The sequence below is a fragment of the Hymenobacter sp. 5317J-9 genome (genome assembly GCF_022921075.1).
In the GTDB taxonomy this organism is placed as follows: Bacteria; Bacteroidota; Bacteroidia; order Cytophagales; family Hymenobacteraceae; genus Hymenobacter.
Map to the genome: position 1 here is coordinate 3,602,789 of NZ_CP095050.1, position 26,159 is coordinate 3,628,947.

Genomic DNA, 26,159 nt, shown 5'->3' on the forward strand with positions numbered 1-26,159 from the left:
AAGGCAGCTTCCCTTTGGGAGCTGCCTTTTTTTATGCGCCTTTCGGTGACGCTGTATCCCCCTTAGCCAACCGCCGGTCGAGCGCGGCGCAGGTACCAACCGCCCAGCAGCACGCCGGCTGCCAGCAGCAGGGCGGCGCCGCCGTCCACGGGCGTTTGGGCCGGTGGCGGAGCATCCTTTTCCACCGTATCGAGTGAGGCATTTGCCGCCAGCGTCTCGGCCTGCTTACGGAATAGCGCAGCCTTCTGGGCGTCGTTTTCCAACGCCAGGAAAGAAGTGAAAGGCGTGAGAATGCCCACCCGGAAACTGGCCTGAATGAAGGGTATCCGCTCCTGCTCGGTCGCCTCGGGGTGGAATGTTTGCCACTGGTGGTAGCCGCTCAGCAGCAGGCCCATGAGCCAGCGGTTGCCGGGCGCGGCGGTGGGGGCGGGCACGGCCGGGCGCTGGCTGAGCACGATGCTGGGCGTGCTGGTATTGGGAAGGTAAGCGCGGGGCCGGACAGCGGTAGGCCAGGCCCGCACGGCCACTGCCGCGCCTGCGGGTGGGGCCGTCGCCAGCGGCGTGCGGGCATCGTGGCGCAGCGAATGCGGCACGAGCTGCCCATCGGCGCCCAACACGTAGAACACGTCGCTTTCGGGGAAGGCGCTGCTGAACTCTTCGAAATCCGGGGCCAGCACGGCCTGGGCCAGGTCATCGGTCACGGCCACCAGCACCGGGTAGGTGGCGGCCGGGTGCTCCTGCGCCTCAAACAACACCCGCCGTATGGCGCCCGTGAGGTAAAAACCACCGGTAAGGGGCGTCCGGCTCAGTTGCGCCGCCCAGTCGGCCCCCGCGGGCACGGGCGTAGTGGCCGCATTCACGGTGCTAAAACGGGCAGGCACCCCGTTGGGCAGCGGCTGGGCTAACACGCCCGCAACGCGTGCTTCGTAAGCCGGCACTGAAGAGTGCCCGGCCGAGGCATCGAGCAAAAAATGGTAGTACGGCCTGCGTTGCACCAGCGGCAGGCGCTGCTTAGCCAGGGCACTCACGTAGGCCACGCCGCTGCCGGGCAAGGCCACGGGGGCGGCCACGGGCGGCGCGGAAGTAGAGTCGCCCAAGGTCAGCACGCGGCCATCGATGGTGAGGGTGCACGGCTCCTTGTGCAGCAGTTGAATGCGGGTGCGGCGCACCTCGCTGCCCGACACAGGGTACACGCGCAGCGAAATTTCGTTGGCCCGGCGGTAGGCCAGCAGGCCGGGGTCGCGGCTGCGGTTTTCGTTCAGAATCTGGGCGTAGACCCAGGTAGCCGCCCGCTTTTCGGCCAGAATGCCCCGCTCCTGCCGGTGGCCGATGGTCAGGTAATAGTCGCTCACCCAGCAGCCGGTGGGCAGGGTGATGGCCGTGCTGTATTCGCCGTTTTGAATATCGGAGACAGGGTTGGCAATCTCCAGGTTTACCCAGCTCACCCAGGCTTGCTGGCGAGCGTCGTAGGTGCTGCTGGCGGTTGCCTCGCGCAGCTGCGGTGCCGAGGAGGCGGGCTGCGGGGTGTCGTTTGCCCACCCCGGCGCCCACCGGTAGCCTGACGAGGCGCCCATGAAAATGCGGTCCAGCTCGCTGAGCTTCTCCTCCGACAGCATGAGGTTGTCGAGCACCAGCCAGTTGAAATACGTGGACAGGTAGGGTTGCTGCGAACCGAAGAGGAAATCCATGTTTCGGTCTTTGTTCTGGCGCACCACGGTGAGCGTGGCGGCCAGCGCCGATGGGTCGACGGGCTCGGTCTGGCTAAAATCGGGGGTGTATACGTAGGCCAGTGCCTCATGCAGCACCTGCCGCCGGTGCCAGAAGCTCGCCGTGACCACCAGCGGCAATACCGCCAGCCCGCCCAGCAGCGCCGCGCGCACCGTACCCCGCGCAAACACCGTTTGCAGAGCAGCCACGTCCTCGTGTAGCTGGCGCACGTGCACCACAAACAGCATCAGCGGCGCCAGTAGCAAAAACCCGGTGCCGATGAGGATGATGGCCGGAATTGCCAGCGGCAGAAACGGCAGAAACACCAGAAAAAAGTAGAACGTGTAGCCAAACAGCGCGCTGCGGCCCAGCAGCTGCAACAGCCGCACGCCGGGACGGGGACTGTCGGTCAGGCACAACAATATGCTGTTCAGCACGGCCAGCGCATAGAACCACGGGCTGGTGAAATTGCCAAAAATGCCGCTTTCCTGCCGCGGCGAACCGTCCCCGAACAACGAGCCATTGTTGACGACCAACCCTAGCAGCGGCAGCACGAGCGTGATGATGACTTTCCAGAACAAGCCGGTATCTGCCCAGAAGCCGCTTCGCCGCTGCGTGATGATGAACAGCGCCCGCACCAGAAAGAAAAAGAAGCTAAGCGTGCTCAGCACCAGGCCCACCACCAGCAGGAAGCCGCCGATGACATCCCAGCGGCTGGACGCATATGGTGCAGTCGAAGCACCCCGGGTGTGGTCCTCAATCCAGCTTAGCACCGCGAACACCAGCCACCAGCCAAACGGCGTGACCACCGCCAGCAGGATATTAGGCGCCGCGTGATGCGGCTGGTCGTCGGGGGTTAACCTGGCCACCAGCACCAGCATCGCATACGCCAGCGTGGGCATCAAAAAGGTCCAGGCCATCAAGAGGGGCTCGGTGGGCAGCATCCAGCGCGGCACCGCGCCCGGGGGCAGCAGCTTGCCTGACTCCGCCGTGACCAGACACAGCCACACGCTGTAGCCCACCAGCACTGCCACGCTGAACCAGCCCCCCAAAGGCCGTTCCTGGACTAACTGCGTGCCCGCGTAGCAAGCGGCTATTACCCCCATGGCCAGCAGCGCCAGCCCGTACCCTTGCCACAGGTCCACGCTGCTGGCGGGCAGCAGCGTGTGCACCACCGCAAACTCGCCGGAACAGAGCAACAGCAGCAGCGCTATGGGGAAGGTATTGGTCAGGAAAAGCCATTTTGGGTTGCGTAAGCTGTGCATAGGGCAAAGGCCGGAACAGGGTGAGAAAGCCGGTAGCCGATGGGCAACCGCAAAGCGGGCGAGCATTAGACCCGGGTGCGGCAAAAGTATTTTAAAGAACTTTGAATTTCAAAGTATTATTTGGTGAATTGAGTATGACTCACGAAAAAACGGCGTTTCCAACCTGGAAACGCCATTTTAATTTTACCCATTCAGCAGCTTGCGCCGCCTGATTGGCTGGTTCTGCCTACTGGTCGGAAGCAGGCCGCTCAGCTTTCTCGTTGCGCAGGCTGTCGCGGGTGTTTTTCTGCACGGCAATGGCGGCAAAGAGGCTCAGCACAAACGACATGGCGTAGAAACCCTTCTCGCTCAGCGTGAGCGTGGCGTTCCAGAGGCCCACCGTCAGGAGCACCACCGTTAGCAGCACAGAAATCCAGCTGATGCCGTAGTACAGGTTGGTGACCGGAATACCTTCGAGGCGGTCGCGCACGCTTTTCTGCACCGAGATGGCGGCAAACAGGCCGTACATCAGCACAGTGAAGTAGTAGCCCTTCTCGTTGAGGGCCATTTGGGCATTCCAGAGGCCAATGTTGAAGGCCGTGAAGCCCACGAGCAGGGCGGCCCAGGACGCGCCGATGAAGGCCGAGGAAGTTTGCGTGGCGGGTTGCGTGGTTTGCGGGTTCATGCTGCGGGGCGGGTAAGGATTTTGACCGAGTGCCGAAAGCTACTGAGCAGCTTCCAACACTGCTGGGCAAACCTACGACTAGCCACCACCGGTCGTCAAGCCGATTTTGACATCATCTGACTTTTCAGACTGTGTAACTTCCCTGTTGCCAATCCAGGAACCGGCCCAAAAAACAAACCCAGGCCACATTATGACTTGGGTTTGTTTTCTATAAAGGACATTAGGGATGCATTGATTTAAAGCAGCACCGGTTACTTCAGCACCGCAATGGTCACGCCGTCTCCGCCCCGGTCGGCGTGCTCGTCGGCCACGCTGGCTACGGCGCGTTGCGAGCGCAGGTAGTCGCGCACCACGTTGCGCAGCACGCCGTTGCCGCGGCCGTGCAGGAACTTGATTTCGGGCATGCCCAGCATCACGGCGTCGTCGACGAAGCTCATGGTTTTGGTGAGGGCGTCTTCGGCGCGTTCGCCGCGCAGGTCGAGCGTGGGGCTGAAGCCGGCCATGCGGTCGGTGATGTTGACGCTATTGCCGCCGCCGCCGCCGCTGCCGCCACCGAGGCGGCCGGCTTTGGACTTGGCGGCTTGCTCCCGCTCGCGGATTTCGGCCCGGCCGAGCTTTTCAAGCTGGTTGAGCTTGGTCAGCGTCTTCATGCCGCCGAACATTACTTCGGCGGTCTGGCCCTTCACGCTCACGACTTCGCCATACCCGTCCTGGCCGAAGAGAGCTACCTTGTCGCCGGCCTGCACGGCCCCGGCCACGGCGCGCTCGCGGGTTGGCTTGGGCTTGGGCGGCTCAATCTGCAGTTCGGTGCGCACGAAGGTGTCGAGCTTCTCGCGGGCGGCCTTGTTGGTTTCCTTCTCGGCGTTGCCCCGGCGGATTTCGCCAATGGTGGCCTCAATCTGCTTGTTGGTGTCGACGAGCAGGGCTTTGGCCTGCTGCTTGGCGGTGCGCAGGGTTTCGAGCTTGGTGTCTTCGAGGTGCTGCTTGAGGTCCTGGTATTCCTGGGCGGCTTTTTTCAGGCGGCGCTCGGCTTTGGCGGCTTCGGCGGTGCGCTGCTCGAGCTCGGTTTTCTCCTTTTCGAGGCCTTCGAGCAGGCGGTCGTAACGGATTTTGTCCTTGCCCACCAGCTGGGTGGCGCGTTCTACCACGTCTTTCGGCAAGCCGATTTTGCGGGCTATTTCGATGGCAAACGACGAGCCCGGCTTGCCCACCTCCAGACGGTAGAGCGGCTGCAGCTTCTCGGGGTCGTAGCGCATGGCGCCGTTAATGAGGTGCGGCGTGCGCTCGGCAAAATTCTTGAGGTTGGTGTAGTGCGTGGTGATGACGCCGAACACGCGGGCCCGGTTCAACTGGTCGAGCACGGCCTCGGCGATGGCGCCGCCCAGGCTGGGCTCGGTGCCGGTGCCGAATTCGTCAATCAGCACCAGGCTTTTCTTGCCGGCCAGCGTCAGGAATTGCTTCATGGCCAGCAGGTGCGAGGAGTACGTCGACAGGTCGTTTTCCAGACTCTGCTCATCGCCGATGTCGAGGAAAATGTCCTCAAACACGCCGGCTTCGGAGTTGTCGGCGCAGGGAATGAGCAATCCCATTTGCAGCATAAACTGCACGAGGCCCACGGTTTTAAGGCTCACCGACTTGCCGCCCGCGTTCGGGCCCGATATCACCAGAATGCGCTGCTCGTGGCTCAGCTCCAAATCCAGGGGCACCACTTCGCGCGGGTCGCCGTTGTCGCGCTTGTGCTGGGCAAAGGCCAGCTGCAGCAGCGGGTGGCGCACGCCGTGCCACTTCAGCAGGGGCTTGTTGTGCAGCTGGGGCAGCTGGCAATCGAGCGTGACGGCCAACCGCGCCTTGGCCCGGATGAAGTCAATCAGCCCCAGGTAGCCGTAGGCCTTGCGCAGGTCCGGAATGTGGGGACGCAGCTGGTCGGTCAGGGCCGTGAGGATGCGAATCAGCTCGCGGTGATAGGCGTTGTCGAGGTCCTTGATGTCGTTGTTGAGTTCAAACACCTCGGCCGGCTCGATGTACACGGTCTGGCCCGAAGCCGATTCGTCGTGAATCAGGCCCTTCACCTTGCGCTTGAATTCGGCAATGACGGGCAACACCAGGCGCCCGCCGCGGATGGTGGGCTCGGCGTCGCCAGGAATCCAGCCCTCGTTTTTGGCCTGACGCAGGATGCCGGCAATCTGCCGGCGCAGCTGGCCCTGGCGGGCAATCAGCTCCTGCCGAATCTGGCGCAGCAGGGGGCTGGCGTCGTCGCGCACGGCGCCGTCGTCGTCCACCACCTTGTCCAGGGCGGCCAGCAAATTGCGGTCGACCTGCACGCCAATGCCCAGCAGGCGCAGCGTGGGGTACTGGTCCTCGTCGGCCTGCGAGAAGAAGGTGAGCGCCTGCCGGATGGTGCGCAGGCTCATCTTCACCTCAAAAAAGGCGGCCACGTCGAGGTAGGCGCCCGGCAGGGCCGCGCGCTTGAAATGCACCTTGGCGTCGTAGTAGTGCGAGGCTGGGAAGTCGGCGCCGGAGCGCAGCAGATAGGCAAATTCGTTGGCCTGTTGCAGCAGTTTCAGCAGGGGCTCGTGCTTGGTTTGGAACTCCATGCGGGCCACGTACTGCCGGCCCAGGGCCGAGAGGCAGTTGGCCTCCAGCTGCTCGCGGAGCGTGCTGAAGCCAATCTTTTGTTCGAAATGTTGGGGTAAAAGCAAGAAAGTCGTCTTTCGGTATTTCGGGAATAGGATACGAAGGTAAACAGCAGGAACGGCGGGAAGATTCGCCGGGATTGGGAGTTGTTTATGCTTTCGCGAGCCGCGCGTCGCTCCAGCGGCGCACGCGTGCCGCCGGTTTTCCTATTCTCTGTGCGCATCAGCGCTTAGGCGGCGGTCGGGCGCTGGTTGCGGCGGTACAAGCCCAGGTACAGCCCCGTGAACGTGAACAAGCGAAGCCCCACCGTCCAGTCGACGCCGGGCACAAACAGCAGCACTACGCCCAAGGCCATCAGAACGTAGCACAGGCCTGCCAAAGCGCGGCCCAGCCCACCCTGGTAGAAATTGGGGCGGTGCAGGCTTTCGGCGGGGGCACCGGCTTCGGCCGTCTGACTTTGCATGGCCTGGCTCAGGGTGAGGGCATCTACCAGGCCGGGCAGGTCGGCTTCGTCGGCCGGCACGGCGCGTTTGGGGCGGTCGGCAAGTTGCAGCATGGGCGCCTCGCGGCGGTAGAGCTTGATGTGGTTGCCACCTTCCGACAAAATTTCGCCGTAGCCCGTCACCTCACTCACCGGGCACTCCACCGGCGCCAAGCCGTAGATGAGGCTGCGCCCGCGGGGCTCCAGGCGCAGGGCCGCGGGCGTGAGAGTGGCCAGCACCGGCAACATGCTGCGCCGCAACAGCGGCCACGCCGCAGCCAGCAGCGGCAGGCTGCCCAGCAGCAAGCCCCCGCCCCAGGTCCGGTCGCCATCGCTGAGAAACAGGCAGCCCGCGATGAAGACCAGCAAGCCCAAGGTGGGCAGCAAGATGCCGGCCAGCATCAGGCCCATGCGCACCAGCACCAAATGGCTGCGCAGCGCGGTGGAAGGAATAGCCGGCGAAGAAGCCGTTGCAGCAAGAGGCGCGTCCATGGAAATGCGTTGGGAATAAAGCGTCCCAAATTATTTGACGGCCCGGGTAAATGCAAGCGGCTGCTAATTCCGTCCAAGGCTATTGCCTGATTGCCTTCCGATGACGTCGCCAGAGCAGTGCATACACGCTAAAACCCAGACAGCCCAAGAGAAAACCGCCCCAAGCAGCTTCACTGGCAAAAGGCTGAAAAGCGCGCCAACCAAACCCCACTAGAATAACAGCAAATATCACCAGCCAGAACGTTGCCAATGGCCTATCGAAATACCCTAGCTTGCGAATTGGTGAGTTTTCCGGATGTTGCTGCTGATATATAGCAACAGCTTTTTCAAAGTGCTGCCACATAACGGCGAGTGGCGTTATACCATGCGGATGCAGTTTGGCATTGAGGTGCAGAATCAATTTGCCTCCCCGATGAGGCTGCACATTGAAGTCGTGATTCAGGTCGGAATAGTAGTAAGCCATATCTGCGAAGTTGATTCGCCGCGAAATACCGGGGATATAGTGCACGCTGAGGCCTTCTGCATCGATGCGAACAACGGCAGATTTTGCTGAGAACTTCCGGGCAATGATTTCGGGCAGAAAGACAAAGCCGCTTATCACCATAATCAGCGACCCACTACCGAGCCATTTGGACTCGGAAAAAACATTCAGTGCGCCAACTAGTAGCCACACGAATGCTATGACAATTGCGAATGCCACTAAGGTCGCCCTCCAGCGGCTCGTCAGAATGAGATTAAATTGTTTTTCCTGCATACGAGCAAGCGCGTTCTCACAAATTCCTAGCTGTTCCTATGAACAAGCCACCGAAGACGTTAATCAGCAGAACTCGAGCTTTATTACACTTGCCGTATTGGACTGACTACTTATCAACCCCCGCCCCAAACAGCGCGAAGTCGTATTTCACGGGGTCGGTGGGGTCGAGCTTGCGCAGGTTGGCGGTCAACTCCTCGGCCGCTTCCCAGTCCACCAGCTTGCGGGTGAGCAGGCCCAGCGGGCGGGCCTGGCGCTCCACGTGCAGGTCGATGGGCATGATGAGGTCGGCGGGCGAGAGGCGCTGCCAGAGGCCGAAGTCCACGCCCTTGTCGTCGCGGCGCACCAGCCAGCGCAGGTACATGTTCACGCGCTTGCAGGCCGATTTGCGGGCTGGGGTGGCCACGTGCTTGCGGGTGCGCTGCGGCGCATCGGGCAGGCTGAAGAAGCGGTTGTGGAAGTTGATAAGCCGCTCCCGCTGCGAGTGCCCCACCAGAAACGCGGTTTCCAGGGTGTCGTGCTGCCGGTACCAGTCGCGCAGGAAGTGCACGAAGTACAGCAAGTCGGTATCGCAGAAAGTGCGGTGGCAGAAGCCTAGCAGACGTTTCAGGTCCTCGTCCTGGTGCTGGGTGATGAACTGGTGGGGCGCATCGTCCATGCGGCGCAGCAGCTCGTTGCACTTGTTGATGATGGTGGGCCGTTGCCCCCAAGCCAGCAGCGCCGCAAACAACGCGGCTATTTCCACGTCCTGCCGCTGGGTGAAACGGTGCGGAATCTGGATGGGGTCGTTTTTAATGAATTCGGGCCGGTTGTAGCGCTCGTACTGGGCGTCGAGCTGGCGGCGGAGCTGGGTGATGTTCACGGAAGAGTGGGAAATGAAACGCCTGTCATCCTGAGCGGAGCGAAGGACCTTCTCACGTTCGAACAACGATTGTCATACGTGAGAAGGTCCTTCGCTGCGCTCAGGATGACAGGCGTTTTTGAACACTAAGCAATGGCTGCCTATTCAACTGCCGCCCTACTGCGGAATGTAGTTCGTCTCGACCCGGAAGCGCGAGTCGGTGGTGCCCAGCTTCTGCACGGCGCGGGGTGAGAGGCGCACCAGAATGTTGTTGTTTTCGCCCGTATCGGGCAGCTTGCCGATGACGCGCACGTACACCGACAGGCCGTTCATGCTGTTGCGCACCTGCATGATAGTGCCCACGGGCGCCGTTTTGTGCAGGGCCAGGTACTTGTCGGTCACGCTCTTTTCGATGGGCGCGCCCAGACCCGATTCCACCACGCGCGACAGCAGCTCGCCGGCGCGAGTAGGTGTGCGTTCCTCTTCTTTTTCTTTCTCCTTTTCGGCCGGGGCCGTGGGCGTCACCGTCGCAATCTGGGCGGGCTTGTCGGGGGCCGGCGGGGGCGTTTTGGCCACCGTGGTGGCGGGCACGGCTTCTACCTCCACCGGACGCACCGGGGTTGTGGCCGCGGGCGCAGCGGGGGCCGGCGTGGGTGCTGCGGCTTCGGCGGCGCCCGCAATCTGGAGCTGCTGGCCCACGCGCACGGCCCCGTTGCCGGGCAGCTTGTTCAGGCGAATGAGCTCGTCGGGCGTCACCTGGTACTTGCGGGCAATGGCAAACAGCGTTTCGCCCTTGGCCACCGTGTGTTTGGCGGGCAGGACGCCCGAGGCCGGCGGAGTTTTCGCTGCGGAGCTGGCGGCTGCGGCTTTGCCGGCCGGCGGACGGGGCACAAACACTATCTGCCCGATGCCGAGGCCGTTTTTAATCTGCGGATTAGCAGCGGTGAGCTGTTCGAGGGTCACATGGTAGCGGCGCGTGAGGGCCGTGAGGGTTTCCCCGGCAGTCACGCGGTGCTTCACAAAACGCTGGCCGCCGCGCATTTCCACGCCAATGGAGTCGCTGGGCGTGCCTTTGGCGGCGCCCTTGCCGGGACCAGGGCCCCCAAGGGCCAGCACCGTGAACAAGGAAAGTAGTATCGTCATAAAATCAACCTGGCAAAATCAGCACCACAACTGCCCAAAAAACAACCGGGCAGGCAGCGCAGGCAAAATAACGCAAAAACGCGCGGGTAATTGGCCGGGCCGCAGCCACCTTCCGCCCGAAACCCGGTATTTGCCAGTTAATTTTGGTGCTTTCTGTCGAATCCCCTTCTCTTTCCCGCATGGTTCTTGGCCTGATTCCCGCCCGTTTTGCCTCCACCCGCCTGCCCGGCAAGCCCCTCGTCGACCTCGGCGGCCAAAGCATGATTCAGCGGGTGGTGGCGCAGGCGCAGCAGGCCAACCTGGCCCGCGTGGTGGTGGCCACCGACGACGAGCGCATCCTCCGGCACGTGCAGGAGTTTGGGGGCGAAGCCGTGCTCACCCACCCCCACCACCCCAGCGGCACCGACCGCCTGTGGGAGGCGTTCCAACTGCTCGGCAGCCCCGCCGACGTGCATTGCATCGTCAACATCCAGGGCGACGAGCCTTTCATCAACCCCGCCCAAATCAACGCCCTGGCCGATTTATTCGCCGACCCGGCCACGGCGCCCGACATTGCCACGCTGGTGAAACCCGTGCTCACGGAGGAAGAATTGTTCAGTCCGCACCTGCCCAAGGTGGTGCTCAACCAGTTGGGCCACGCCCTGTATTTCAGCCGCCACCCCCTGCCCTACCAGCGCGGCCGCGAGCCCCACGAGTGGCTGGCCCACCACCACTACCTGCGCCACCTGGGCCTCTACGCCTACAAGCCCAGCGTGCTGGAACAGCTAACGCGCCTGCCGGTGTCGCCCCTCGAAGCGGCCGAAAGCCTTGAGCAATTACGCTGGCTCGAAGCCGGATTCCGCATCCAGTGCGCCGAAACCGAGCTCGAAGCCTTCGGCATCGACACGCCCGAGGATGCCGAGCGCGCCCGCGTGCGGCTGGGGCACTAGTCGGCGTCGGCGCGCTGCACCACGTGGTTTTCGGGCGTGGCTTCGTGGCGTTCCTCGCGCATTTCGCGGGAGAGGAAGTAGTTGAGTGCCGTCCGGATGACGGCGATGGCGCCCAGCTTGCCAATCTGCTCCCAGCTCGGCGCAATGGCCGTCGACAAAATATCGGCCCCCAGCTGAAACTCCAGCGCCAACGCCAGGTAGCGTGCCAGCGCCAGCCGAATGGCCGTAAAATCAGCCGTTTGGCGCTTCAGCAAGGCCTTCACCAGCAGCCAGCCCGCGCTGAGAATGCCCAGCGCAATGATGGTGGCGCCCACCGTTTCCACGCCTAGCTTCAGCCACAGCACGGCGCTGATGACGCCGCTTTCCGCCTGCCCGTGAATGGAGGTGACGTCGCGGGCCGCTTCGGGCAGGGCTGAGAATTGGAGCAGCATGGGCAGGTATTAAGGTGATTGTGGCAGCAGCGAAAAACAGAAAGCAGCCCTTTAGCCGCCGGCCTTTTTGGCTTTGTAGCCTTCTTTGAGCAGCACTTCCAGCACTTTGTCGCGGAAGTCGCCCTGCACCACCACTTCGCCGTCTTTGGCGCTGCCGCCCACGCCGCACTTGGTTTTGAGCAGCTTGCCCAGGGCCTGCAGGTCAGCATCGGTGCCCACGAAGCCGGTCACAAGGGTCACCTGCTTGCCGCCGCGCTGCTTTTTGTCGAGTTGCACGCGCAGCTGCTGCTGCTGGGGCGGCAGCGTGGTGGCCGCGGCCGGCTCGTCGGTTTGGTACGAAAAATCGGGATTGGTGGAATACACCACGCCGGTGCGGCTGGGCTTTTTCATGTTCTCTATAATCAAACTGCCACGGCCAGCGCCAATGGCATCATTTCAACGTTAAATTCGGTGGCGTGGCCCATGTAGTCGCCATCCACATGAAAGCCGATGGGCGACGCGGCCGTTACCTGACCTTCGGTCACCCGAAAGTATTCGGCGGCTGTGGTTTGGGGCAGGTTGCCGAGGGCCATGGCCAGGCTCACGCGGAAGGCCCGGCCCACGGGCAGGGCGTCAATCAGGCACACGTCGAGGAGGCCGTCGCGCAGGTCGGCGCGGGGCGCGATGTAGGCGTTGTTGCCGTACTGCGAGGCGTTGGCGAAGGCCAGCACGTAGCAGTCGGTCGCCCGCTCCTCGCCGTTGAGCAGCACGCGCACCGGCGTGGACCGGTAGCGGCGGTACTCGCTCAAAGTCACGCGCAGGTAGGTGGCCAGCCCGCGCGAGCCCGCCTGAGCAAAATGCTGGCTCACGTGCGCATCAAACCCCAGCCCGGCCGTGCAAAAGAACGGGTGCCCGTTCATTATGCCCACGTCCATGCGGCTGAAAGTGGGCGCAGCTAGGCGGCGCAGGGCCGCCGGCAGGGCCAGCGGCACTTTGAGGTGGCGGGCCAGACCGTTGCCGGACCCCTGGGGCACGATGCCCATAGCCGCGGCGGTGCCCAGCAGCCCGCGGCCCACTTCGTTCACGGTGCCGTCGCCGCCCACGGCCACCACCACCTTGTGGCCCTCGCCGGCGGCGCTGCGGGCTATTTCCACCGCGTGGCCCGCGTATTCGGTCAGCCTGATTTCGTAGTCCGCTTCGCGCGCCCCGAAGTACCGGTCGATGAGGGCCGGCATGTCGAGGCGGCGGCTGGGGCCGGCCATGGGATTCAGGATGAAGCAGGTTTTGGGCATTGCGTGCGCCAGGCTTGGCCCCGGCGAATGTAAGAAAAGGGGATATTTAGAATGAAAGGCCGAAATAACCACACAAAAAACGCCGCCCGCCTTGCCACGAGGGCAAAGCAGGCGGCGTCTTATGTACGCACTTGGTGCTTAACCGTTCATCCGCTCGCCGAGCTTCTGAATCAGGTCGGCGGTGCGGGTGGAGTAGCCGGTTTCGTTGTCGTACCAGCCAATTACCTTGGCCAGCGTGCCGTTGGCCGAAGTCAGCTCCGAGTCGAAGATGCAGCTGTGGGGGTTGCCCACAATGTCGATGCTCACCAGCGGGTCGGTGGCATACTCGATGATGCCTTTCATGGGGCCTTCGGCGGCCGCTTTCAGGGCGTTGTTGATTTCCTCCTTGGTCACTTCCTTCTTCAGGATAACGGTCAGGTCGGTCATCGAGCCATCGGGCACGGGCACGCGCATGGCCAGGCCGTCGAGCTTGCCCTTCAGCTTGGGCAGCACCAGGCCCACGGCCTTGGCGGCGCCGGTGCTGGTGGGGATGATGCTATAAGCAGCGGCGCGGGCGCGGCGCAGGTCCTTATGGGGGGCGTCCTGCAGGTTCTGGTCCGAGGTGTAGGCGTGCACCGTGGTGATGTAGCCTTTCTCAATGCCGAAAGCGTCGTCGAGCACCTTGGCCATGGGGGCCAGGCAGTTGGTGGTGCAGCTGGCGTTCGAGAGGATGGTTTCTTCGCCGGTGAGGATGTCTTCGTTCACGCCGAGCACCACCGTGGGGATGTTGCCGGTAGCAGGAGCCGAAATCACCACTTTCTTGGCACCGGCGGTGAGGTGCTGGCCAGCGCCGGCTTCGTCCACGAAGCGGCCGGTCGATTCCAAAACCACGTCGACGCCCATCGTGCCCCAGGGCAGCAGCTTGGGGTCGCGCTCGGCAAGGGCGGCAATTTTCACGCCGTTCACGGTGAGGCTTTCCTCGTCGTAGCTCACGGTGCCGTCGAAGCGGCCGTGCACGGAGTCATACTTCAGCAGGTGGGCCAACGTTTTGTTGTCGGTCAGGTCGTTGATGGCAACGATTTCCACGTTGTCGCGGCCCAGCAGCGACTTGAATGTGAGGCGGCCGATGCGACCGAAGCCGTTGATGGCGACTTTAATTTTAGCCATGGTGAAACAGGAAGGTGGTAAGTGACAGCCGCCACATCGGCGACTGGTTAAAAAGCGGGGCGAAGATAGTAGAATGGCGCGGGTTGGTGCCGCATTTCACGACACGAGGCAGCAGGGGTTCGATTCCCCTACGGAATACTGTATCCGGCAAGCGTCATTCAGCGTTGCCCCACGGCCTCATGGCCTGTCCAGCGACCACGCGTAAATTTTTTAGCCTGTAAAACAGGCTATTTCCGTTCGCAGGCCATTTTTTTTAGCCTTAGTACTTGCATCGAAAGCGGCGCGCCGTACCTTTGCATCATCAAAACGAACAACGGTCCGTTCGTCTAGGGGTTAGGACAGTAGATTTTCATTCTACCAACAGGGGTTCGATTCCCCTACGGACTACACAAAAGGCCCTCCTGGTAGCAGGAGGGCCTTTTTCTTTGTTGTCTGTGGCAGTTTCTGTGGCAGATTATTTAATCTGTGCCCCTTGCCGGTCGGCTTCCCGTGCCTCCAGCCGGTCTTCCACGTTAACCGTGTCCTCGTCGGTCCACTGGATATACTGCCGGCTGGGTAGACCGCGCACGGCCGATTCCACCCGGTTAATGGCCTGCACCACGTCCTGGCTGCCGGCACCCGGCGCCGCGGCCGCGCCGGTCAGCGCGCCGCCGGCCGTGCCCCCCTCGGCGTAATAACCCGCGTCGCGCCGGCGCACCGGGGCCCCGCCCCTATGCAAGCTGGTGTCAAGCAGCGCATCGACCAGCTCGCGGTTGTTGGCGTAGGTGTCGCGGCTCAGTATCATGTACGGCTCGCCCCGCTCCCACTCGCCCAGGTGCTGGCCGGTGGCTCCGTCAACCATCCGGATGCCGCCGCCGCCGTGCAGCTGGCCCACGCTGGGCACGCCGGCAACGGAGTTGATGCCGCCGGAAGCAAAGCGGCGCACCTTCTCGCGCCACGTGGGCTTCGGCGCCCCCGCCACGCCACCCAGGGCAAATTCCGGAATCGGCGTGGCAATGATTTTGGCCGTGGCCAGGCCGGCTGCAACGCCGGTGGCCGTGGCCAGAAACGGGTCGGGCAAGGCCTTCACCACGGCCAGCAAGCCGGCGATGATGGATTGGGCGATGTTGTTTTCCTTTTCCTTCTGGGCCGCTTCCCGCTTCAGAGCGCGGGTTTTCTGGTCGTAGTTGGCCTCGATGTTCGACTTCTGCTGCTCGTATTGTTCCTTGCTGATGGTGCCGGCCTTGTATTCCTGGTCAAGCTTCAGCAGCCGGGCCTTCTTGTCTTTTTCGGCTTTGGCCAGCTGCTTGTCGGAATCAATTTTCTGAAAGTCGGCAATAGCCTGCAGGCTCTGGCTGGCCAGGCTCGCGGCCAGCTCGAAGCCCGCCTTGGCCCGCTCCTGGCTGCGCAGGTTGTACTCCTCCTCCAAATCGTCCTTTTCCTGCAGGTAGCGCCGCGAAATGGCCAGCTTTTCCGCTTCGGAGAGGCCCTTCTGGAAATACTCTTCCGCGTACTGCTCATCGAGCTGCTTTTTGCGCACGGCAAACTCGTCGGCATCGGCCGCGGCCCGCTCCTGGCTGTAGTCGGCCGACTGCTGCCGGCGCCGGGCAATGCGGCGCAGGGCAATGTCTTCGTCGATGGCCGCGATGCGCTCGGCAATGGCCCGCTGCTGGGCCACCCGCTCCTCCTCGAGCGCCACCAGGTCGCGCTGCAGTTTGGCCTGGATGAGCCGGCGCTTCTCGGCCGCGGTGGCGTCGGTGTCGAGCACCTTCAGCAATTCGCCGGCGGCGGCCGTGCGCAGTTCCGCCGCCCGGCGCTGGTATTGGTCCACGATGAGGGCATTTTGCCGCTTCTCGATGTCTAGCTCCTCCTCGGCATTTTTCACCGCCTGCCGGCGGCGCTCCTCGGTCACGTCGGCGGAGAGCTTCTGCTCGATGAGCTTGCGCTGCTCGGCAATCTGCTCGGCCGTGCCTTTGGCCGTGGCTTTCTCTTTTTCGGCCGCCGCCTGCAGCTGGAGGATTTTCCGCTCGGTTTCGTCAGTGAGCAGGCCCGCCTTCAGGTCCGCAATCTTCTTCTCTACGTCGGCCTGCTCCTTGGCCCGCTTGTCGGCCGCGTCCTTGGTTTTCCGGTCGTATTCGTCCTGCAGCTGGCGCAGGTCGCGCAGGGCCTCAGCCCGAATCACTTTTTTGTCGCCGGCGGTTTTCTTCTCGTCGAGGAGTTCGATGTCCCGCTTGGTCACTACCTCCTGCTTTTTCAAGCGCAGCTCCTCGGCCGAGCCGGCCGCCACCAGGGCCAGGGCCGCTTTGATATTGGCTTCGCGCGCCTTCAACGACTCCAGGCTGGCTTTCACTTCTTCCTCAGCCGATTTGCGGGCCGCTTCCTGGGCTTTCTTGGTCCGTTCGGCCTGCTGCTGGCTTTCCCGGGCGGCCTGGGCAGCCTGCTCCTTTTTCTCTTGTTCCGCGTAGCCAGCATGGTAGGCGCCAGCTGCGTCGGTACCGGCTTTTTTCAGCGCTGGCCCCAACTCGTCCAGCCCTTTTTTGATGAGCAGCGGATTAAAGGTGAAGATGCCGGCCAACAGCGCGGCCACCGAGCCCAACTGGTTTACTACAATGTTCTTGATGCTGGCAAACACCGACTGGGCCGTGGCGCTCAGGCCCGCGATGGTTTCGCGCACCCGCTCACTTTTATCATAGAGGGTGATGAAGCCGCCCACCAGCAGCGCCACGGCCGCGATGATGATGCCGATGGGGTTAGCCGTCATAGCAGCATTGAGCAACCGCTGGGCGGTGGCACTGGCAAGGGTGGCCGCCGCGCGTCCCTTCTCGATGACGGTTTGAGCCAACACCAGCGAGTTAAGAATGACCTGCTCCGCATTGAGCGTGAGGATGGCCACGCCCAGACCCAGCAACACGCCCTTGTTTTCATTGATGAAGGCCGGCGTGCCCTTCAGCAGCTCGATGAAAAACGCAAACAAGCCGATGCCGGCCGAGAGCACCGGCTGCAGCGCCTGCAGGCCGTCGATAATCAGCTCACCCAACCCTTCCTTCACGTTGCCGATTTGCACCTGAAACTGCTTCAGCGGGCCAGTACCCGCTTTAGCAGCCGCCTCGGCCGAACCGGCAAACTCGGTTTTGAGCTCCTGCAGGATGATGGCCTGCGCGCCGGCCACGTCGCCGGTTTCCACCAACGACTTAATCATCGTTTTCTGGTCTTCCGAAAACGACACGCCGGCTTTGCCCAGGGCGGTGATGCCCTTCACCGGGTCGTTGAGGGCTTTGCCCACCTGAATGGTGGCGCCCTTCAGGTCGGCGGGGCCGTCGCCGCCCAGCTTGGTGGCCATGTCGACAATGGCCGGCAGCGCCTCCTCGTACACCCCCTTCTTAATCTTGGTGAAGGTCAGCAGCACGGATTGGGCCTGCGTGATGGCGTCACCGTCCAGAATGGTTTTGCCCTCCAGCGCGGTGCTCAGGTCGAGCAGCTCCTGCTTGGTGAGCCCGGCCGCGTAGCCGGTGCTGCTGAGCGAAGCCTCCAACTGGGCGGCCGCGCCCTGGGCCTGGGCAAACTCGTCGATGCTTTCCGAGCCCAGTTGCTTCAGCCCGCTCAGGATGGCTTGAAAGCCCAGCTGGATGCCGGTGAAGGCCACGGCCTTTGTGAAGAAATCCGCAAAGCCGCCGCCGACGTTGTCGATTTCCTCCTTCACGCCCTTGGCCTCGCGGCGCACCTGGGCCAGCCGCGCGTCGACTTCCGCCAACTCTTTGGCTTTGTCGATAAAGGACTGGGTGTTGGGAGTCAGCTGGCCCAACTCGCGGTTGAGCTGCCGCGATAAGTTGCCCAGCTGCGGAATGGTGAGCGAGGTAAGCCCGATTTCCTTGCGTAGCTCAGCCATGCGGGCATTGACCTGGCTCAGCTCCTTATTGGCCGCCACGTACTCTTCTGAGCCCTTTTTCAGGCCCTTCATGCCTTCCTGCAGCACGAGGGCCTTGCGGGTCAGGTTGTCGAGTTCGGTGCGCGACTGCGAGCCGTCGATTTCGAGCTTAATCTGGACGTTGTCCTGTCTTACTTGTGCCATTAGATGCGGATGCTGGCGGCGATGTGCTGGCCGGTTTGGGCGGCGTAGCGGGTGGTCACCCCCTCGATGAGGCGGTTGATGCTGGAGTAAAAAGTTTTGGCGAACCAGGCCTTGGGCTTCACCTGGGCGTTGTCGCGGAGCTTGGCCCGGGCGATGCCCCAGGCGATGCGGTTGAGAGCCACGGCCTTGGTGAGCGGAAACTGCCCGTATTTGTAGCCCGGCACGTAGTTGAACTTGTCGATGCCAACCTTCTCCACGAATTTCTCAATCTCCTCCAGCGGCGGGGCCTTGGTGCGATTGAGGCCCTTCATGTCGCGGATGCGGCCGTACTGCTCGAAGGCAATGCCCATGCTGGCCACGTGGCGGGCGCTGGCCGCCACCACTTCCGAGCGCAGCGACTGCAGCAGCTCCTCGGTGAACACCAGGCCTTTCTTCTGAATGGTGGCCGCCAGCTCGGCCAGCGACCGGGCGGCGTAGTCGCCCAGTTCCTCGTCGAGAATGCGCTGAAAGTCGGCGGAATAGTCACTCATGCTCTCAAGATGCGGGCACCGTGCACCGGGGCATAGGACGAAAAAGCCCCGCCGGTCGGGCGGGGCTTTTCATATTTATTCGAATGGCTCGTTTATTTGAATTACCCTTTTCCTGAACACGGATACTACCTTGCCCGGTGTTTTAGAAGGCCAATGAAGAATCCACAATTGCTTAAGGGCTTGTTTTTGACGACTGGCTTAGTGTTGGGCGTGCTGTGTCACCCCACAGGTCGGGACACGGAGGATTTGGGGTTTGGCTTGTTAAGCGCGGCCGTTTTTTACGGCATGTTTTACCTAGCTCAACGGCGTGGTATCAATCTGATTGCCGCGTACCTCATTGCGGGTGCGGTCTGGCTCGGTCTGTTTCTATTATTCCGCTCAGTTTCCTAAACTACACCAACAACTCGGCAAAAGGCTGCTAATAGGCCATTTGAGTCTATCCGGAGTTTAAGAAACTCGTCTACGAATTAAAGTTTACGAAACCCTCAATGGAGATGAGTTTCGTGAACTTGGTTGCAGCGCTAAAACTTGTCAACCCAACCGTCCAACCAGCCACCTGCGCTTCCACCAGGCCAGGCCCGCCACCGGCACCAACAGCCACCAGTAGCTCAGGCCGCTTTCGGTGGTTAGCTCCGCGTGGGCACCGTCGCCAATCGCGGGGGCACCACCGCGCTGGCCGGCCTTGCGGTTATCCGTCGCGCTGCCGGCACCGGTGGCCACCGGTGCGCGGGGCCGGGTGACGGTGGTGGCCATTGCACCCGGCCCCTGGGCCAGGCTGCTGTTTTTAAGCTTGGCCGGCAGCACGCCGGCGCGGGCCAGGTTGACGGCCTGGGCCTTCTGCCACTGGCGCTTCTGGCGCGGGGTGCTGCCCGCCGGCGCCGGCACCAGGTAGGGAGGCAGTTGGGCCAGCGAGTCGAGGGCCAGCGGCGTGCTCACCGGCGCGGGGTCGGGCTCAAAGATGGGACGCGGGGCCGCGCAGCACGCTAGGCTGAGCGCCACCAAGAGGAGGGACTTTCTCATCCGCGTAGGTACATGGCCGCCTCACGGCCGCGGCGCAGGGTCAGGCCCTTGCTCACGCGCAGCTGCTTGGTTTCGGGGTCGGTGTATTTGTTCCACAGCCCAAAGGCGGCCGTGATGGCGGCCGCATCGGTGCTGCCGGCGTTGGCCAGGCGCAGCACGCTCGACTTATCGAAGCCGCCCGTGCCGATGTTGAAGCACAGGCTCACCATCGCGTCGAACTGGTGCTGCGCCACGGCACGGGTCAGGCGTTTGGCCACGTGCGCGCCGTACTTGGCATCCACGTCGGCCTGCAGCAGCGCACTGGCCTGGGCCTCGGTGATGGCCTGGTAGAGGTAGCGCTCCTCGCCGTGCAGAATCACGTGGCCATAGCCGATGGTGGGCTTGCGGGCCGAGCACAGGTATTTGCGCGGCATAAACCGCTCCTCGCGTTTAATCAGGGCCAGGCCTGCAGGGGAAATTTTCATTCTACGACTTTCTTTCGGCTTCGCGCCGGTGGCGGGCCTGTTTGGCCAGGTTGAATAAAATGGTGTGCAGCGAGGTGTGCGCGACCTGCTCATAGGTGCCGTAGGTGCCGCGCTCGGCCACGTCGGCCAGCAGCTCCAGCATCTCGGTGCCGTCGCTGTGCTTGGGCGCGGCCGGCTTCGGGCCCTCGGGCACTTCCTCCGGCTTGAAGAGGTCGCGGTAGGCGCGGTGCACGAAGCGCTGCGCGGCCAGAAAATGGTGCAGCACCACGATTTTCACGCCTAGCGGCGCATCGGCCAGCTCCAGCGCCCGTTCCTCGGCCAGCTTGGCGTTGTACCTCTCGCGGGTTTGGCCGTCCCACTCGGGCCGCTGGCGCACCGTGGCCAGGTCGGCGCGGGCCGGCCGGCAGAGCGTGGCCACCAGCGCGTCGAGCGCGCTCAGCTTCGGGGCCCTGGGGTGAGCAAACTGCTGGAAGTACACCTTGGCCATCGCGTACTCGATGGCCACGCCGTCTTTCAGCACAGGCTCGGGCAGCTGGTACCGGCGGCCGCGGTGGGCAAACTCTTTCACCACGTCGGTGCTCATCTGCTGCTGCCAGGCCCAGCCCACCAGCGTGCACATATCCCAGAGCTGGTCGGGCGTGAGCCGGCGCACGTCTTTCTCGCGCAGCGCCGGGCACCAAGCGCGCAGCACGGCCAGCCGGTGGGCTACGGAATCCTGCGCCAGGTAGGGCGCGGCGAGTAGCAGCTGGGGGCCGGTGAGTTCGGCCCAGCCGCCCGGCACCTGGTGCGGGCGGCCATCGAGGCGGAAGGTGAGCATTAAGCGGGCGTGACGGGCTCAGCGGGGGGCGCTGGTACCACGGGGGGTTCGGGTTCGGGTACTGCTGGCTCCTCCGCCGCGCGGGAAATGCGCTTTTGCAGCAGGTCGGCTACGCTGGGCTCCACCAAATCGAGCTTGCCGAAGCTGATGATGAGCCGGCGCATGTGGACGATGACGAAGGGCGCCATGGCCAGCTGGGACAGGAAAAACAGCCCCTTTTCGTGTTCGGCGAAGCCGTGGGCGAACGCCAGCAGCACCGTGTAAGCCAGCAGGCGCAGGGCCAGGTTGCGCGGCATCAGGCGCTTGCCTTCGACCAGGTTGTTGGTCACCACGTCGAGCACCACCAGCACCAGCAGCGAATAGTAGCTGTAGGCCGGCGACCAGATGTGCACGTCGACGAAGCCGCTGACGCCGGCGGCCACCACGGCCACGGCCTCCAGGGTGAGAAAGCGCGGCGCCATCAGACCCAGAAAGCAGGTGAGCCGGTGTTGTCGCGCACCTCCGCCGACTTCGCGGCGGCGGCCGGATTCAGCGCGTCTAGGTGCGCCTGCAGGCGGGCCTGGTACTTGGTGGCGGCGGCTTGCGCCTGCTGGCTGAGCGCGGAAACCACCTCGGCCGGGGCGGCTAGGCGCTGGCGCACGGCCTCGTTGTCGGAGAGCAGGCGCAGGCTCGTGCCCATCAGGGCCACGCTCAGGCCCAGGATGCCGTTGGCAAATGCTTGGTGCGCGACGAACGGGCGCGCCAGGGCCAGCAGCTTGCGGGTGTCGGCCGTAGGGGCCTCGCCGCTGGCCAGGCCTTCGCGCACCTGCTCCAGCAGTGCGTCCCCCAGCACGTCGGCCAGCTCGAACTCTTCCACTTGGCGCAACGTGGGCAACAGGGCCAGAAAGAAGCGGCGGCTGCCGCCGGTGGCCACGTACTCGCCCAGCTGCGCGGCCGACGAAACCACCAGCTGCTTGCGGGAGCGGTACTCGGCCGAGTCTAACTCGTCGGTGTAGTCGGCCGCGTGGGCATCGAGCCACGCCAGGGCCACGTCGAGCAGCTTATCGCCGGCGGCGGCCGCGGCTTCGATGAAGTTGTTGTACACCCACTGCCGCGAGGGCGCTGCTTTCTCGCTGCTGGCCTCCAGCAGGCCCAGGTCGCCGAAGGCCACGCTCAGGAACGGGGCGGCCTCCAGCACCACGTAGTAAGCCAGTGCGTCGCGGAATTTGCTACGCAACGCGACCAATTTGGCCGGCGCCTGCTCCGCCGGCAGGTTGCCCAGCTGCTCCACCAGCCCCTCGCCCAGCACCGGCACCAGGTACAAGGCCTCGGCCTGGCCCACGAAGCTGAGCACCGTGTCGAGGTTCATGTTCTTGTGCACGGTGCCCAGGTGGGCCTTAATCTCTGCTACCGTATTGAACAGCATAAAACTTACCTTATAAGTGAAGCCGCGGGCGGCTACATGGATTTATTGGCCACCTTCTGCTGCCCGGTCGGGTTCTCGGCCAGCGTGGTCAGGTCCACGTCCTCGAAGCCGAATTGGTGGGCCGGGTTGAAGCCCATGATTTTGTGGGCCGCTTTCAGCGTCTGGAGCAGGATTTTGCGTTTGGTCGGCGTGCGCAGGGCGATGTGCAGCTGGTAGCTAATGCGCTTCTCGCTGCCGCTGCCGCCGAACTTGCCGCCGGTGTCGATGCCGGCCAGGCTCGGGTCGATGCCGTGGCCGCTGGTGTGGGCAATGTTGGCCTGGGTGTTCACCGAGTCGTAGGCCTTGTCGCTCATCTTGTTCTCGATGGGCACGATTTCCCAGCCCGGCAGCGCTTTGCCCATCGCGTCGACGGCGAACTTGCTCACGAAGGCCTTGTCGGCATTTTCCACGCCGGCCAGCATTTCGTTCATGCTGCCCATCAGCTCGCGCTCGGCTGCTTTCTGTTTGTCAGCGTCGCCAAACTGGTCGAAATAGCCCTGCGGTATCTTGATGTGGTACTTCAGGTTGTACCCGTTGTCGAGGCCGGAGCTGTGGAAGCGCGGGATTTTGTTGCTGACCTCCGTCCACTTGCGCGTGCCCCAGTAGGGCGGGATGTCGTAGTATTTCTGCCCCGGCGTCCAGTCGCGGCCGTGCAGCAGGCACTCGCCGAACTTGGTGGGGCTGAGCGGGTCGTAGGCCGGCAAAATTTTGGCCTCGTCGCCCTTAAAATTGCGCCAGTCGTGGTGCAGGGCGTACTTCTCGGGCCGGGGCTTGGTCGTCACCAGGGCGCGCACCACCGTGGCGTCGAAGCTCTGGATGCTTTCCACGTAGTTTTTCGAGGCCAGCGAAAGCACCGAGAAGTAGTTGGCGAAGCCTTCGAGGTTGTAAGCCAGCGACTGCATGGCCATGTCGCCGTCGATGGACTCGTACCACTCTTCCATCTCGGTGTCAATCACCGGCTCGACGACGATTTTGCCGTCCTTCACGCTGCGCGCGAAGCAGCCTACGCGCGAGCCCAGCAGAAAATCCCGGGCCGTGGTGATGAGCTGCGGCTTGATGTGATTGTTGTAAATCAACTCCAGCATCTGCTGCGGCTGCAGGTTGTCTTTGCCCCAGGGCGCCACCTTCAGCCCGCCGCTGGTGAGCGGCGCGGCGCCAAAATTGACGTCCTGCGCTTTGTCGCTCTTGGTGAGCTCGACCAGGGCCTGCGCGCCGGGCAGGATGAAGAGACCGGCCCCTACTTCTTTGATGTCTCGTCTCATGGGCTTAGCCGTGCAGGATGCGCTGACCGTTGAAATGGGTCAGCAGGATGATTTTAAGCGAGAAAGGCTGATTGTTTTGGCAGTTCACCAGCTGCAGCGTGCCCTTTTCCTTCACCTTGTAGCCAAAGGGGCGGGTGCTTGCGGTGCTTGGCCCGGTGCCCACGCCCGAGAGGCCGCCCTTGCGGACAGCCGCTTTGCTGCCCTTGGTGCCGCTCGTTTTGTAGTACTCCAGCGAAAAGGCGCGGCCCTGCCCGTTGGCTTCGTGCTGGTCGATTTCGGCCAGCACCGTCCGTATGTGAATCCGTTGCATGGACTCAAATTGCCGTTTTCACCCCCCGGCGGGTAGGACGGAAATAAATTATTGCGTGCTTTTGACCTACGGCGCACGAAATCAGGCACAACGCCCGGCGGCGGGTCGATTTTTTATTGCGTGACGCACGCGAGAGAGCGCGCCCTTTAGCGTTCGGCAATTGCCAAAACGGCAATTTTGAGGAATATATGAAAGGGGGCTGCCCGTTGGACTATAACACAAAAACGGCCCTGACAACTACGCCAGGGCCGTTTTTCGATAACTACAGATGGCAATTGCCAGTCGGCTCAGCTGGCCATGCTAATCACGGCCCAGGAAGTACACGGGCTCGAAGCTTTGCGCCTGGCCGAAGAGGTGGCCGTACTTACGATAAACGATGTTGTCAAAGCAGTCGCTGAGGTGAGTGGCCCGCTCCTGGTCAATGCTGCTCTTCTCGCTATTCTTGTTCTTGGTCCAGTCCGGATTGATGGGGGACTGCTGAATGGAGATGATGAGGAACTTGCACTTGTTGCGGTTGAAGCGCATCACGGGCAGGCGCGGGTTGTTCTCGGCCAGCAGCTGGTTGATGGCGATGTGCTTGAGGCGGTGGTCGGGGTCGAGGCCCTGCACCATCATGGTCGACTTCCACCCCCGGGCCGCGAGGCCCTGCTGGATGGTTTGGTAGAGCGTTAAGTTCGAGCCCACCTGCTTGTTGTTGCCGTTGCGGTCACCGTAGAGCAGCAGTTCTTTGCGCTCGTGGCTCTCGTAGGTGTCGCAGAATTTGTCCACCAACGCATCGAGCACGGTAGTGCTGCTTTGCTTGACCCACAACGCATCGAGGGCGCGGAACTCATTGCCATGCTCCTGGCATACGATGACGGAAGTAAAGGCCGCGTTAAAGTCGAAGCTCAGCTCCAGTAAGCGTTTGGGGTCGCGGTCCGAGTCGATGCTGAGCGTGAGCCCGGTTTCTTCGTCGTGCACGTAAGTGTACGTTTTCCAAACGCCGTGCTTTTCCTCCGAGAAGCTGGGGTAGAACGAATTGGGCAGCTTGGTCAGGCGCTTATTCATCACCTCCACGTCCCACTCCAGGGGGGTCATGCCGTTGCGCAGGTCACGCAGGTATTTCTCCCCCAGCACGTGCACGTTGTCGTAGGCCGTGGATTCGAGAAAAAAGTGGTTTCCGGGGTCTTCCTTGGCCAGGTCTTCGGTTTTGAACACCCACTGGCCCGAGGGCAGCCAGGGCACGGACGTGTAATCGCAGAAGGTTTGGTGGTGCTCGTCCTGGAAGCGGTAGATATTGCCCCGAATCATCGGGCGCAGGATTTTGTTGACGTGCTCCTCCTTCATCAGGGCCGACTCGTCGATGTGCCCAAAGTCGTAGTTGCCGCCGCGGGCCAGTTCGGCCCGGTCCATGCTCAGCAGCTGGATGGTGTAGCCGTTCAGGAACGAAATCACGTTTTCGTAATTGCTGGGCGGCTGGTAGGGCTTAATCCAGTCGGCCGGCGGCCGCTTGCCCTTCACGTAGTGCCCAAAGCCCGATTTTTGGTCGTACTCGCGCAGGCCGTGCGCCTGCCAGGCCCCTTCCATCGCCGGCAGCGTGTTGCTCAGCAGCTGCGTGTAAGTGAGGCCCGCCAGAAAGCCCTTGGCCCGGGCCAGGTAGTTCATCTGCACCCGCGTTTCGTGGCCGGCCACGGTGGTTTTGCCCGAGCCCCGGCCGCCCACGAAGCTGCGCCGCTTCTGCTTGGCGGCCAGAAATTGCCGCTGCTTCTCGTTGACGTAAACGCGCCGGCGCTCCTCCCGCTCGAAATTACTCCGCTTCATCGCTCACGTCCTCGTAATCGGTGTCCTCGGTCGATTCCTGCTCACGCAGCACGGCCGGGTCGGTGCTGAAGTCCATGGGCACCGGGATGAGGAAGGCCTTCGGGTCGAGCACCGTCTTTTCGGCCTCGAACAAGCCCAGCAGCTTGTCGGCGTTTTCCTGGGCGCGGATGGCCGCGCCGATGTCGCCGTTCTTGCGGGCCAGGTTGCCCAGCAGCTTGTAGTTCTCGTGCGAAATGACGCGCTGGCCCTTTTTATCGACCTCCTCAATCGAACCATAGAGCTTGATGCTCTCGCGCACGATGGCGTAGAGCTGCGGCTGGCTCAGCTCGTACTCCTTCTCCAGGGTGGCCAGCACCTGGTTGCGGCCGAAGCCCAGGCAGAGCAGGCCGTGGGCCTTGCGGTACTTGGCCAGCATCTCCAGCTCGTCGGGCTTGAGGTCGGCGCCGTCGACTAGGTGCGACCGGTATTTATCGAGCTTATCGCCCTTTCCAAGTTTCTTCATAAAAAAGCGGGGTTGCCACCCAAGTAGCAACCCCACTCAACGTGAACGTAGGACGTGATTTAGCGCACGCCCTAGCCATCCTACTAAAATTTTATTTATATCATTAATATCGCATACACTTTTAAAACATTAAAAATGAATGCTAAGCTCTTCTTTTGCACTTGGCTTTTAGCCCTACTACACTACGGTTGTTATGCTCAGGCCCAA

At 62.7% G+C, this 26,159-nt stretch carries 23 protein-coding genes and 1 tRNA gene; 2 read left to right on the forward strand and 22 right to left on the reverse strand.

Translation table 11 applies throughout. The features are described from left to right. Positions 1-62: 62 nt before the first annotated feature. The 7 genes from MUN81_RS15220 to MUN81_RS15250 all read right to left on the reverse strand — a co-directional run bounded on the left by MUN81_RS15220 (position 63) and on the right by MUN81_RS15250 (position 9,978). Positions 63-2,972, reverse strand: a complete 2,910-nt coding sequence (locus MUN81_RS15220; protein WP_245111743.1) for an MSEP-CTERM sorting domain-containing protein — start codon at positions 2,970-2,972, stop codon at positions 63-65. Between the two features lie 226 nt (positions 2,973-3,198). Then, complete coding sequence (gene yiaA / locus MUN81_RS15225) at positions 3,199-3,636, reverse strand: inner membrane protein YiaA (RefSeq protein ID WP_245111745.1); 438 nt, start codon at positions 3,634-3,636, stop codon at positions 3,199-3,201. Positions 3,637-3,887: 251 nt separating this feature from the next. Continuing rightward, positions 3,888-6,335 (reverse strand): Smr/MutS family protein, encoded by a 2,448-nt coding sequence (locus MUN81_RS15230; RefSeq protein ID WP_245111747.1) that lies wholly within the window; start codon positions 6,333-6,335, stop codon positions 3,888-3,890. Between the two features lie 164 nt (positions 6,336-6,499). Continuing rightward, entirely contained in the window at positions 6,500-7,243 is a 744-nt protein-coding gene (locus MUN81_RS15235; protein ID WP_245111748.1) for a hypothetical protein, read from the reverse strand. A 79-nt stretch (positions 7,244-7,322) separates the two neighbouring features. Then, on the reverse strand, positions 7,323-7,997 hold the full coding sequence (locus MUN81_RS15240; RefSeq protein WP_245111750.1) for a hypothetical protein: 675 nt from the start codon (positions 7,995-7,997) through the stop codon (positions 7,323-7,325). A gap of 106 nt (positions 7,998-8,103) precedes the next feature. Continuing rightward, positions 8,104-8,856 (reverse strand): TIGR02757 family protein, encoded by a 753-nt coding sequence (locus tag MUN81_RS15245; protein WP_245111758.1) that lies wholly within the window; start codon positions 8,854-8,856, stop codon positions 8,104-8,106. A gap of 156 nt (positions 8,857-9,012) precedes the next feature. After that, a complete protein-coding gene (locus tag MUN81_RS15250; protein WP_245111760.1) occupies positions 9,013-9,978 on the reverse strand; it encodes a LysM peptidoglycan-binding domain-containing protein in 966 nt (321 codons plus the stop codon). A 179-nt stretch (positions 9,979-10,157) separates the two neighbouring features. On the opposite strand from MUN81_RS15250, the gene kdsB reads away from it, so the two are divergent. Beyond that, positions 10,158-10,907 (forward strand): 3-deoxy-manno-octulosonate cytidylyltransferase, encoded by a 750-nt coding sequence (gene kdsB / locus MUN81_RS15255; protein WP_245111766.1) that lies wholly within the window; start codon positions 10,158-10,160, stop codon positions 10,905-10,907. Here the strand turns inward: kdsB and MUN81_RS15260 are convergent. The 4 genes from MUN81_RS15260 to gap form a co-directional block, all read right to left on the reverse strand. Further along, positions 10,904-11,338, reverse strand: coding sequence for a DUF1622 domain-containing protein (locus MUN81_RS15260; RefSeq protein ID WP_198977883.1), 435 nt, complete (start codon positions 11,336-11,338; stop codon positions 10,904-10,906). The genes kdsB and MUN81_RS15260 overlap by 4 nt on opposite strands. Before the next feature lie 51 nt (positions 11,339-11,389). Beyond that, entirely contained in the window at positions 11,390-11,728 is a 339-nt protein-coding gene (locus MUN81_RS15265) for a translation initiation factor (protein WP_245111768.1), read from the reverse strand. 11 nt (positions 11,729-11,739) lie between these two features. Beyond that, a complete protein-coding gene (locus MUN81_RS15270; protein WP_245111775.1) occupies positions 11,740-12,609 on the reverse strand; it encodes a diacylglycerol kinase family protein in 870 nt (289 codons plus the stop codon). Between the two features lie 138 nt (positions 12,610-12,747). Beyond that, entirely contained in the window at positions 12,748-13,755 is a 1,008-nt protein-coding gene (gap, locus tag MUN81_RS15275; RefSeq protein WP_245111776.1) for a type I glyceraldehyde-3-phosphate dehydrogenase, read from the reverse strand. Positions 13,756-14,070: 315 nt separating this feature from the next. Here gap and MUN81_RS15280 point away from each other — a divergent pair. After that, positions 14,071-14,142 (forward strand) — tRNA-Glu (locus tag MUN81_RS15280). A 67-nt stretch (positions 14,143-14,209) separates the two neighbouring features. On the opposite strand, the gene MUN81_RS15285 is transcribed toward MUN81_RS15280, so the two are convergent. The 11 genes from MUN81_RS15285 to MUN81_RS15335 all read right to left on the reverse strand — a co-directional run bounded on the left by MUN81_RS15285 (position 14,210) and on the right by MUN81_RS15335 (position 25,952). Then, positions 14,210-17,803: a hypothetical protein gene (locus MUN81_RS15285; protein ID WP_245111778.1), complete on the reverse strand. Its 3,594-nt coding sequence runs from the start codon at positions 17,801-17,803 to the stop codon at positions 14,210-14,212. After that, the gene (locus MUN81_RS15290; RefSeq protein WP_245111780.1) at positions 17,803-18,333 is read right to left on the reverse strand and encodes a hypothetical protein; all 531 of its coding nucleotides are present in this window, start codon (positions 18,331-18,333) and stop codon (positions 17,803-17,805) included. The genes MUN81_RS15285 and MUN81_RS15290 overlap by 1 nt, the downstream gene beginning before the upstream one ends. Positions 18,334-18,864: 531 nt before the next feature. After that, positions 18,865-19,353: a hypothetical protein gene (locus MUN81_RS15295; protein ID WP_245111782.1), complete on the reverse strand. Its 489-nt coding sequence runs from the start codon at positions 19,351-19,353 to the stop codon at positions 18,865-18,867. Beyond that, entirely contained in the window at positions 19,350-19,817 is a 468-nt protein-coding gene (locus tag MUN81_RS15300; RefSeq protein WP_245111783.1) for a lysozyme, read from the reverse strand. The genes MUN81_RS15295 and MUN81_RS15300 overlap by 4 nt, the downstream gene beginning before the upstream one ends. A gap of 1 nt (position 19,818) precedes the next feature. Then, a complete protein-coding gene (locus MUN81_RS15305) occupies positions 19,819-20,634 on the reverse strand; it encodes a hypothetical protein (protein ID WP_245111785.1) in 816 nt (271 codons plus the stop codon). Further along, positions 20,634-21,095 carry a hypothetical protein gene (locus tag MUN81_RS15310; RefSeq protein ID WP_245111786.1) on the reverse strand — a complete coding sequence of 154 codons (462 nt, stop codon included), beginning with the start codon at positions 21,093-21,095 and terminating at the stop codon, positions 20,634-20,636. Before MUN81_RS15310 ends, MUN81_RS15305 begins: the two co-directional genes overlap by 1 nt. Further along, positions 21,095-22,039, reverse strand: coding sequence for a DUF6712 family protein (locus tag MUN81_RS15315; RefSeq protein ID WP_245111788.1), 945 nt, complete (start codon positions 22,037-22,039; stop codon positions 21,095-21,097). The genes MUN81_RS15310 and MUN81_RS15315 overlap by 1 nt, the downstream gene beginning before the upstream one ends. Before the next feature lie 32 nt (positions 22,040-22,071). Then, positions 22,072-23,340, reverse strand: coding sequence for a hypothetical protein (locus tag MUN81_RS15320; protein ID WP_245111795.1), 1,269 nt, complete (start codon positions 23,338-23,340; stop codon positions 22,072-22,074). A 4-nt stretch (positions 23,341-23,344) separates the two neighbouring features. After that, positions 23,345-23,650, reverse strand: coding sequence for a hypothetical protein (locus MUN81_RS15325; protein ID WP_245111798.1), 306 nt, complete (start codon positions 23,648-23,650; stop codon positions 23,345-23,347). 300 nt (positions 23,651-23,950) lie between these two features. Continuing rightward, positions 23,951-25,450 (reverse strand): terminase family protein, encoded by a 1,500-nt coding sequence (locus tag MUN81_RS15330; RefSeq protein ID WP_245111799.1) that lies wholly within the window; start codon positions 25,448-25,450, stop codon positions 23,951-23,953. Continuing rightward, a complete protein-coding gene (locus MUN81_RS15335; protein WP_245111801.1) occupies positions 25,437-25,952 on the reverse strand; it encodes a hypothetical protein in 516 nt (171 codons plus the stop codon). The genes MUN81_RS15330 and MUN81_RS15335 overlap by 14 nt, the downstream gene beginning before the upstream one ends. Positions 25,953-26,159 lie beyond the last annotated feature (207 nt).

What these genes read in the sequence shown, in the direction of transcription:
- MUN81_RS15325 (WP_245111798.1), bottom strand. Translation starts at nt 23,650, where the DNA reads ATGCAACGGATTCACATACGGACGGTGCTGGCCGAAATCGACCAGCAC.
- MUN81_RS15330 (WP_245111799.1), bottom strand. Translation starts at nt 25,450, where the DNA reads ATGAAGCGGAGTAATTTCGAGCGGGAGGAGCGCCGGCGCGTTTACGTC.
- gap (WP_245111776.1), bottom strand. Translation starts at nt 13,755, where the DNA reads ATGGCTAAAATTAAAGTCGCCATCAACGGCTTCGGTCGCATCGGCCGC.
- MUN81_RS15315 (WP_245111788.1), bottom strand. Translation starts at nt 22,039, where the DNA reads ATGCTGTTCAATACGGTAGCAGAGATTAAGGCCCACCTGGGCACCGTG.
- kdsB (WP_245111766.1), top strand. Translation starts at nt 10,158, where the DNA reads ATGGTTCTTGGCCTGATTCCCGCCCGTTTTGCCTCCACCCGCCTGCCC.
- MUN81_RS15265 (WP_245111768.1), bottom strand. Translation starts at nt 11,728, where the DNA reads ATGAAAAAGCCCAGCCGCACCGGCGTGGTGTATTCCACCAATCCCGAT.
- MUN81_RS15320 (WP_245111795.1), bottom strand. Translation starts at nt 23,340, where the DNA reads ATGAGACGAGACATCAAAGAAGTAGGGGCCGGTCTCTTCATCCTGCCC.
- MUN81_RS15290 (WP_245111780.1), bottom strand. Translation starts at nt 18,333, where the DNA reads ATGAGTGACTATTCCGCCGACTTTCAGCGCATTCTCGACGAGGAACTG.
- MUN81_RS15235 (WP_245111748.1), bottom strand. Translation starts at nt 7,243, where the DNA reads ATGGACGCGCCTCTTGCTGCAACGGCTTCTTCGCCGGCTATTCCTTCC.
- MUN81_RS15300 (WP_245111783.1), bottom strand. Translation starts at nt 19,817, where the DNA reads ATGAAAATTTCCCCTGCAGGCCTGGCCCTGATTAAACGCGAGGAGCGG.
- MUN81_RS15240 (WP_245111750.1), bottom strand. Translation starts at nt 7,997, where the DNA reads ATGCAGGAAAAACAATTTAATCTCATTCTGACGAGCCGCTGGAGGGCG.
- MUN81_RS15335 (WP_245111801.1), bottom strand. Translation starts at nt 25,952, where the DNA reads ATGAAGAAACTTGGAAAGGGCGATAAGCTCGATAAATACCGGTCGCAC.
- MUN81_RS15250 (WP_245111760.1), bottom strand. Translation starts at nt 9,978, where the DNA reads ATGACGATACTACTTTCCTTGTTCACGGTGCTGGCCCTTGGGGGCCCT.
- MUN81_RS15305 (WP_245111785.1), bottom strand. Translation starts at nt 20,634, where the DNA reads ATGCTCACCTTCCGCCTCGATGGCCGCCCGCACCAGGTGCCGGGCGGC.
- MUN81_RS15220 (WP_245111743.1), bottom strand. Translation starts at nt 2,972, where the DNA reads ATGCACAGCTTACGCAACCCAAAATGGCTTTTCCTGACCAATACCTTC.
- MUN81_RS15295 (WP_245111782.1), bottom strand. Translation starts at nt 19,353, where the DNA reads ATGAGAAAGTCCCTCCTCTTGGTGGCGCTCAGCCTAGCGTGCTGCGCG.
- MUN81_RS15270 (WP_245111775.1), bottom strand. Translation starts at nt 12,609, where the DNA reads ATGCCCAAAACCTGCTTCATCCTGAATCCCATGGCCGGCCCCAGCCGC.
- yiaA (WP_245111745.1), bottom strand. Translation starts at nt 3,636, where the DNA reads ATGAACCCGCAAACCACGCAACCCGCCACGCAAACTTCCTCGGCCTTC.
- MUN81_RS15285 (WP_245111778.1), bottom strand. Translation starts at nt 17,803, where the DNA reads ATGGCACAAGTAAGACAGGACAACGTCCAGATTAAGCTCGAAATCGAC.
- MUN81_RS15310 (WP_245111786.1), bottom strand. Translation starts at nt 21,095, where the DNA reads ATGGCGCCGCGCTTTCTCACCCTGGAGGCCGTGGCCGTGGTGGCCGCC.
- MUN81_RS15260 (WP_198977883.1), bottom strand. Translation starts at nt 11,338, where the DNA reads ATGCTGCTCCAATTCTCAGCCCTGCCCGAAGCGGCCCGCGACGTCACC.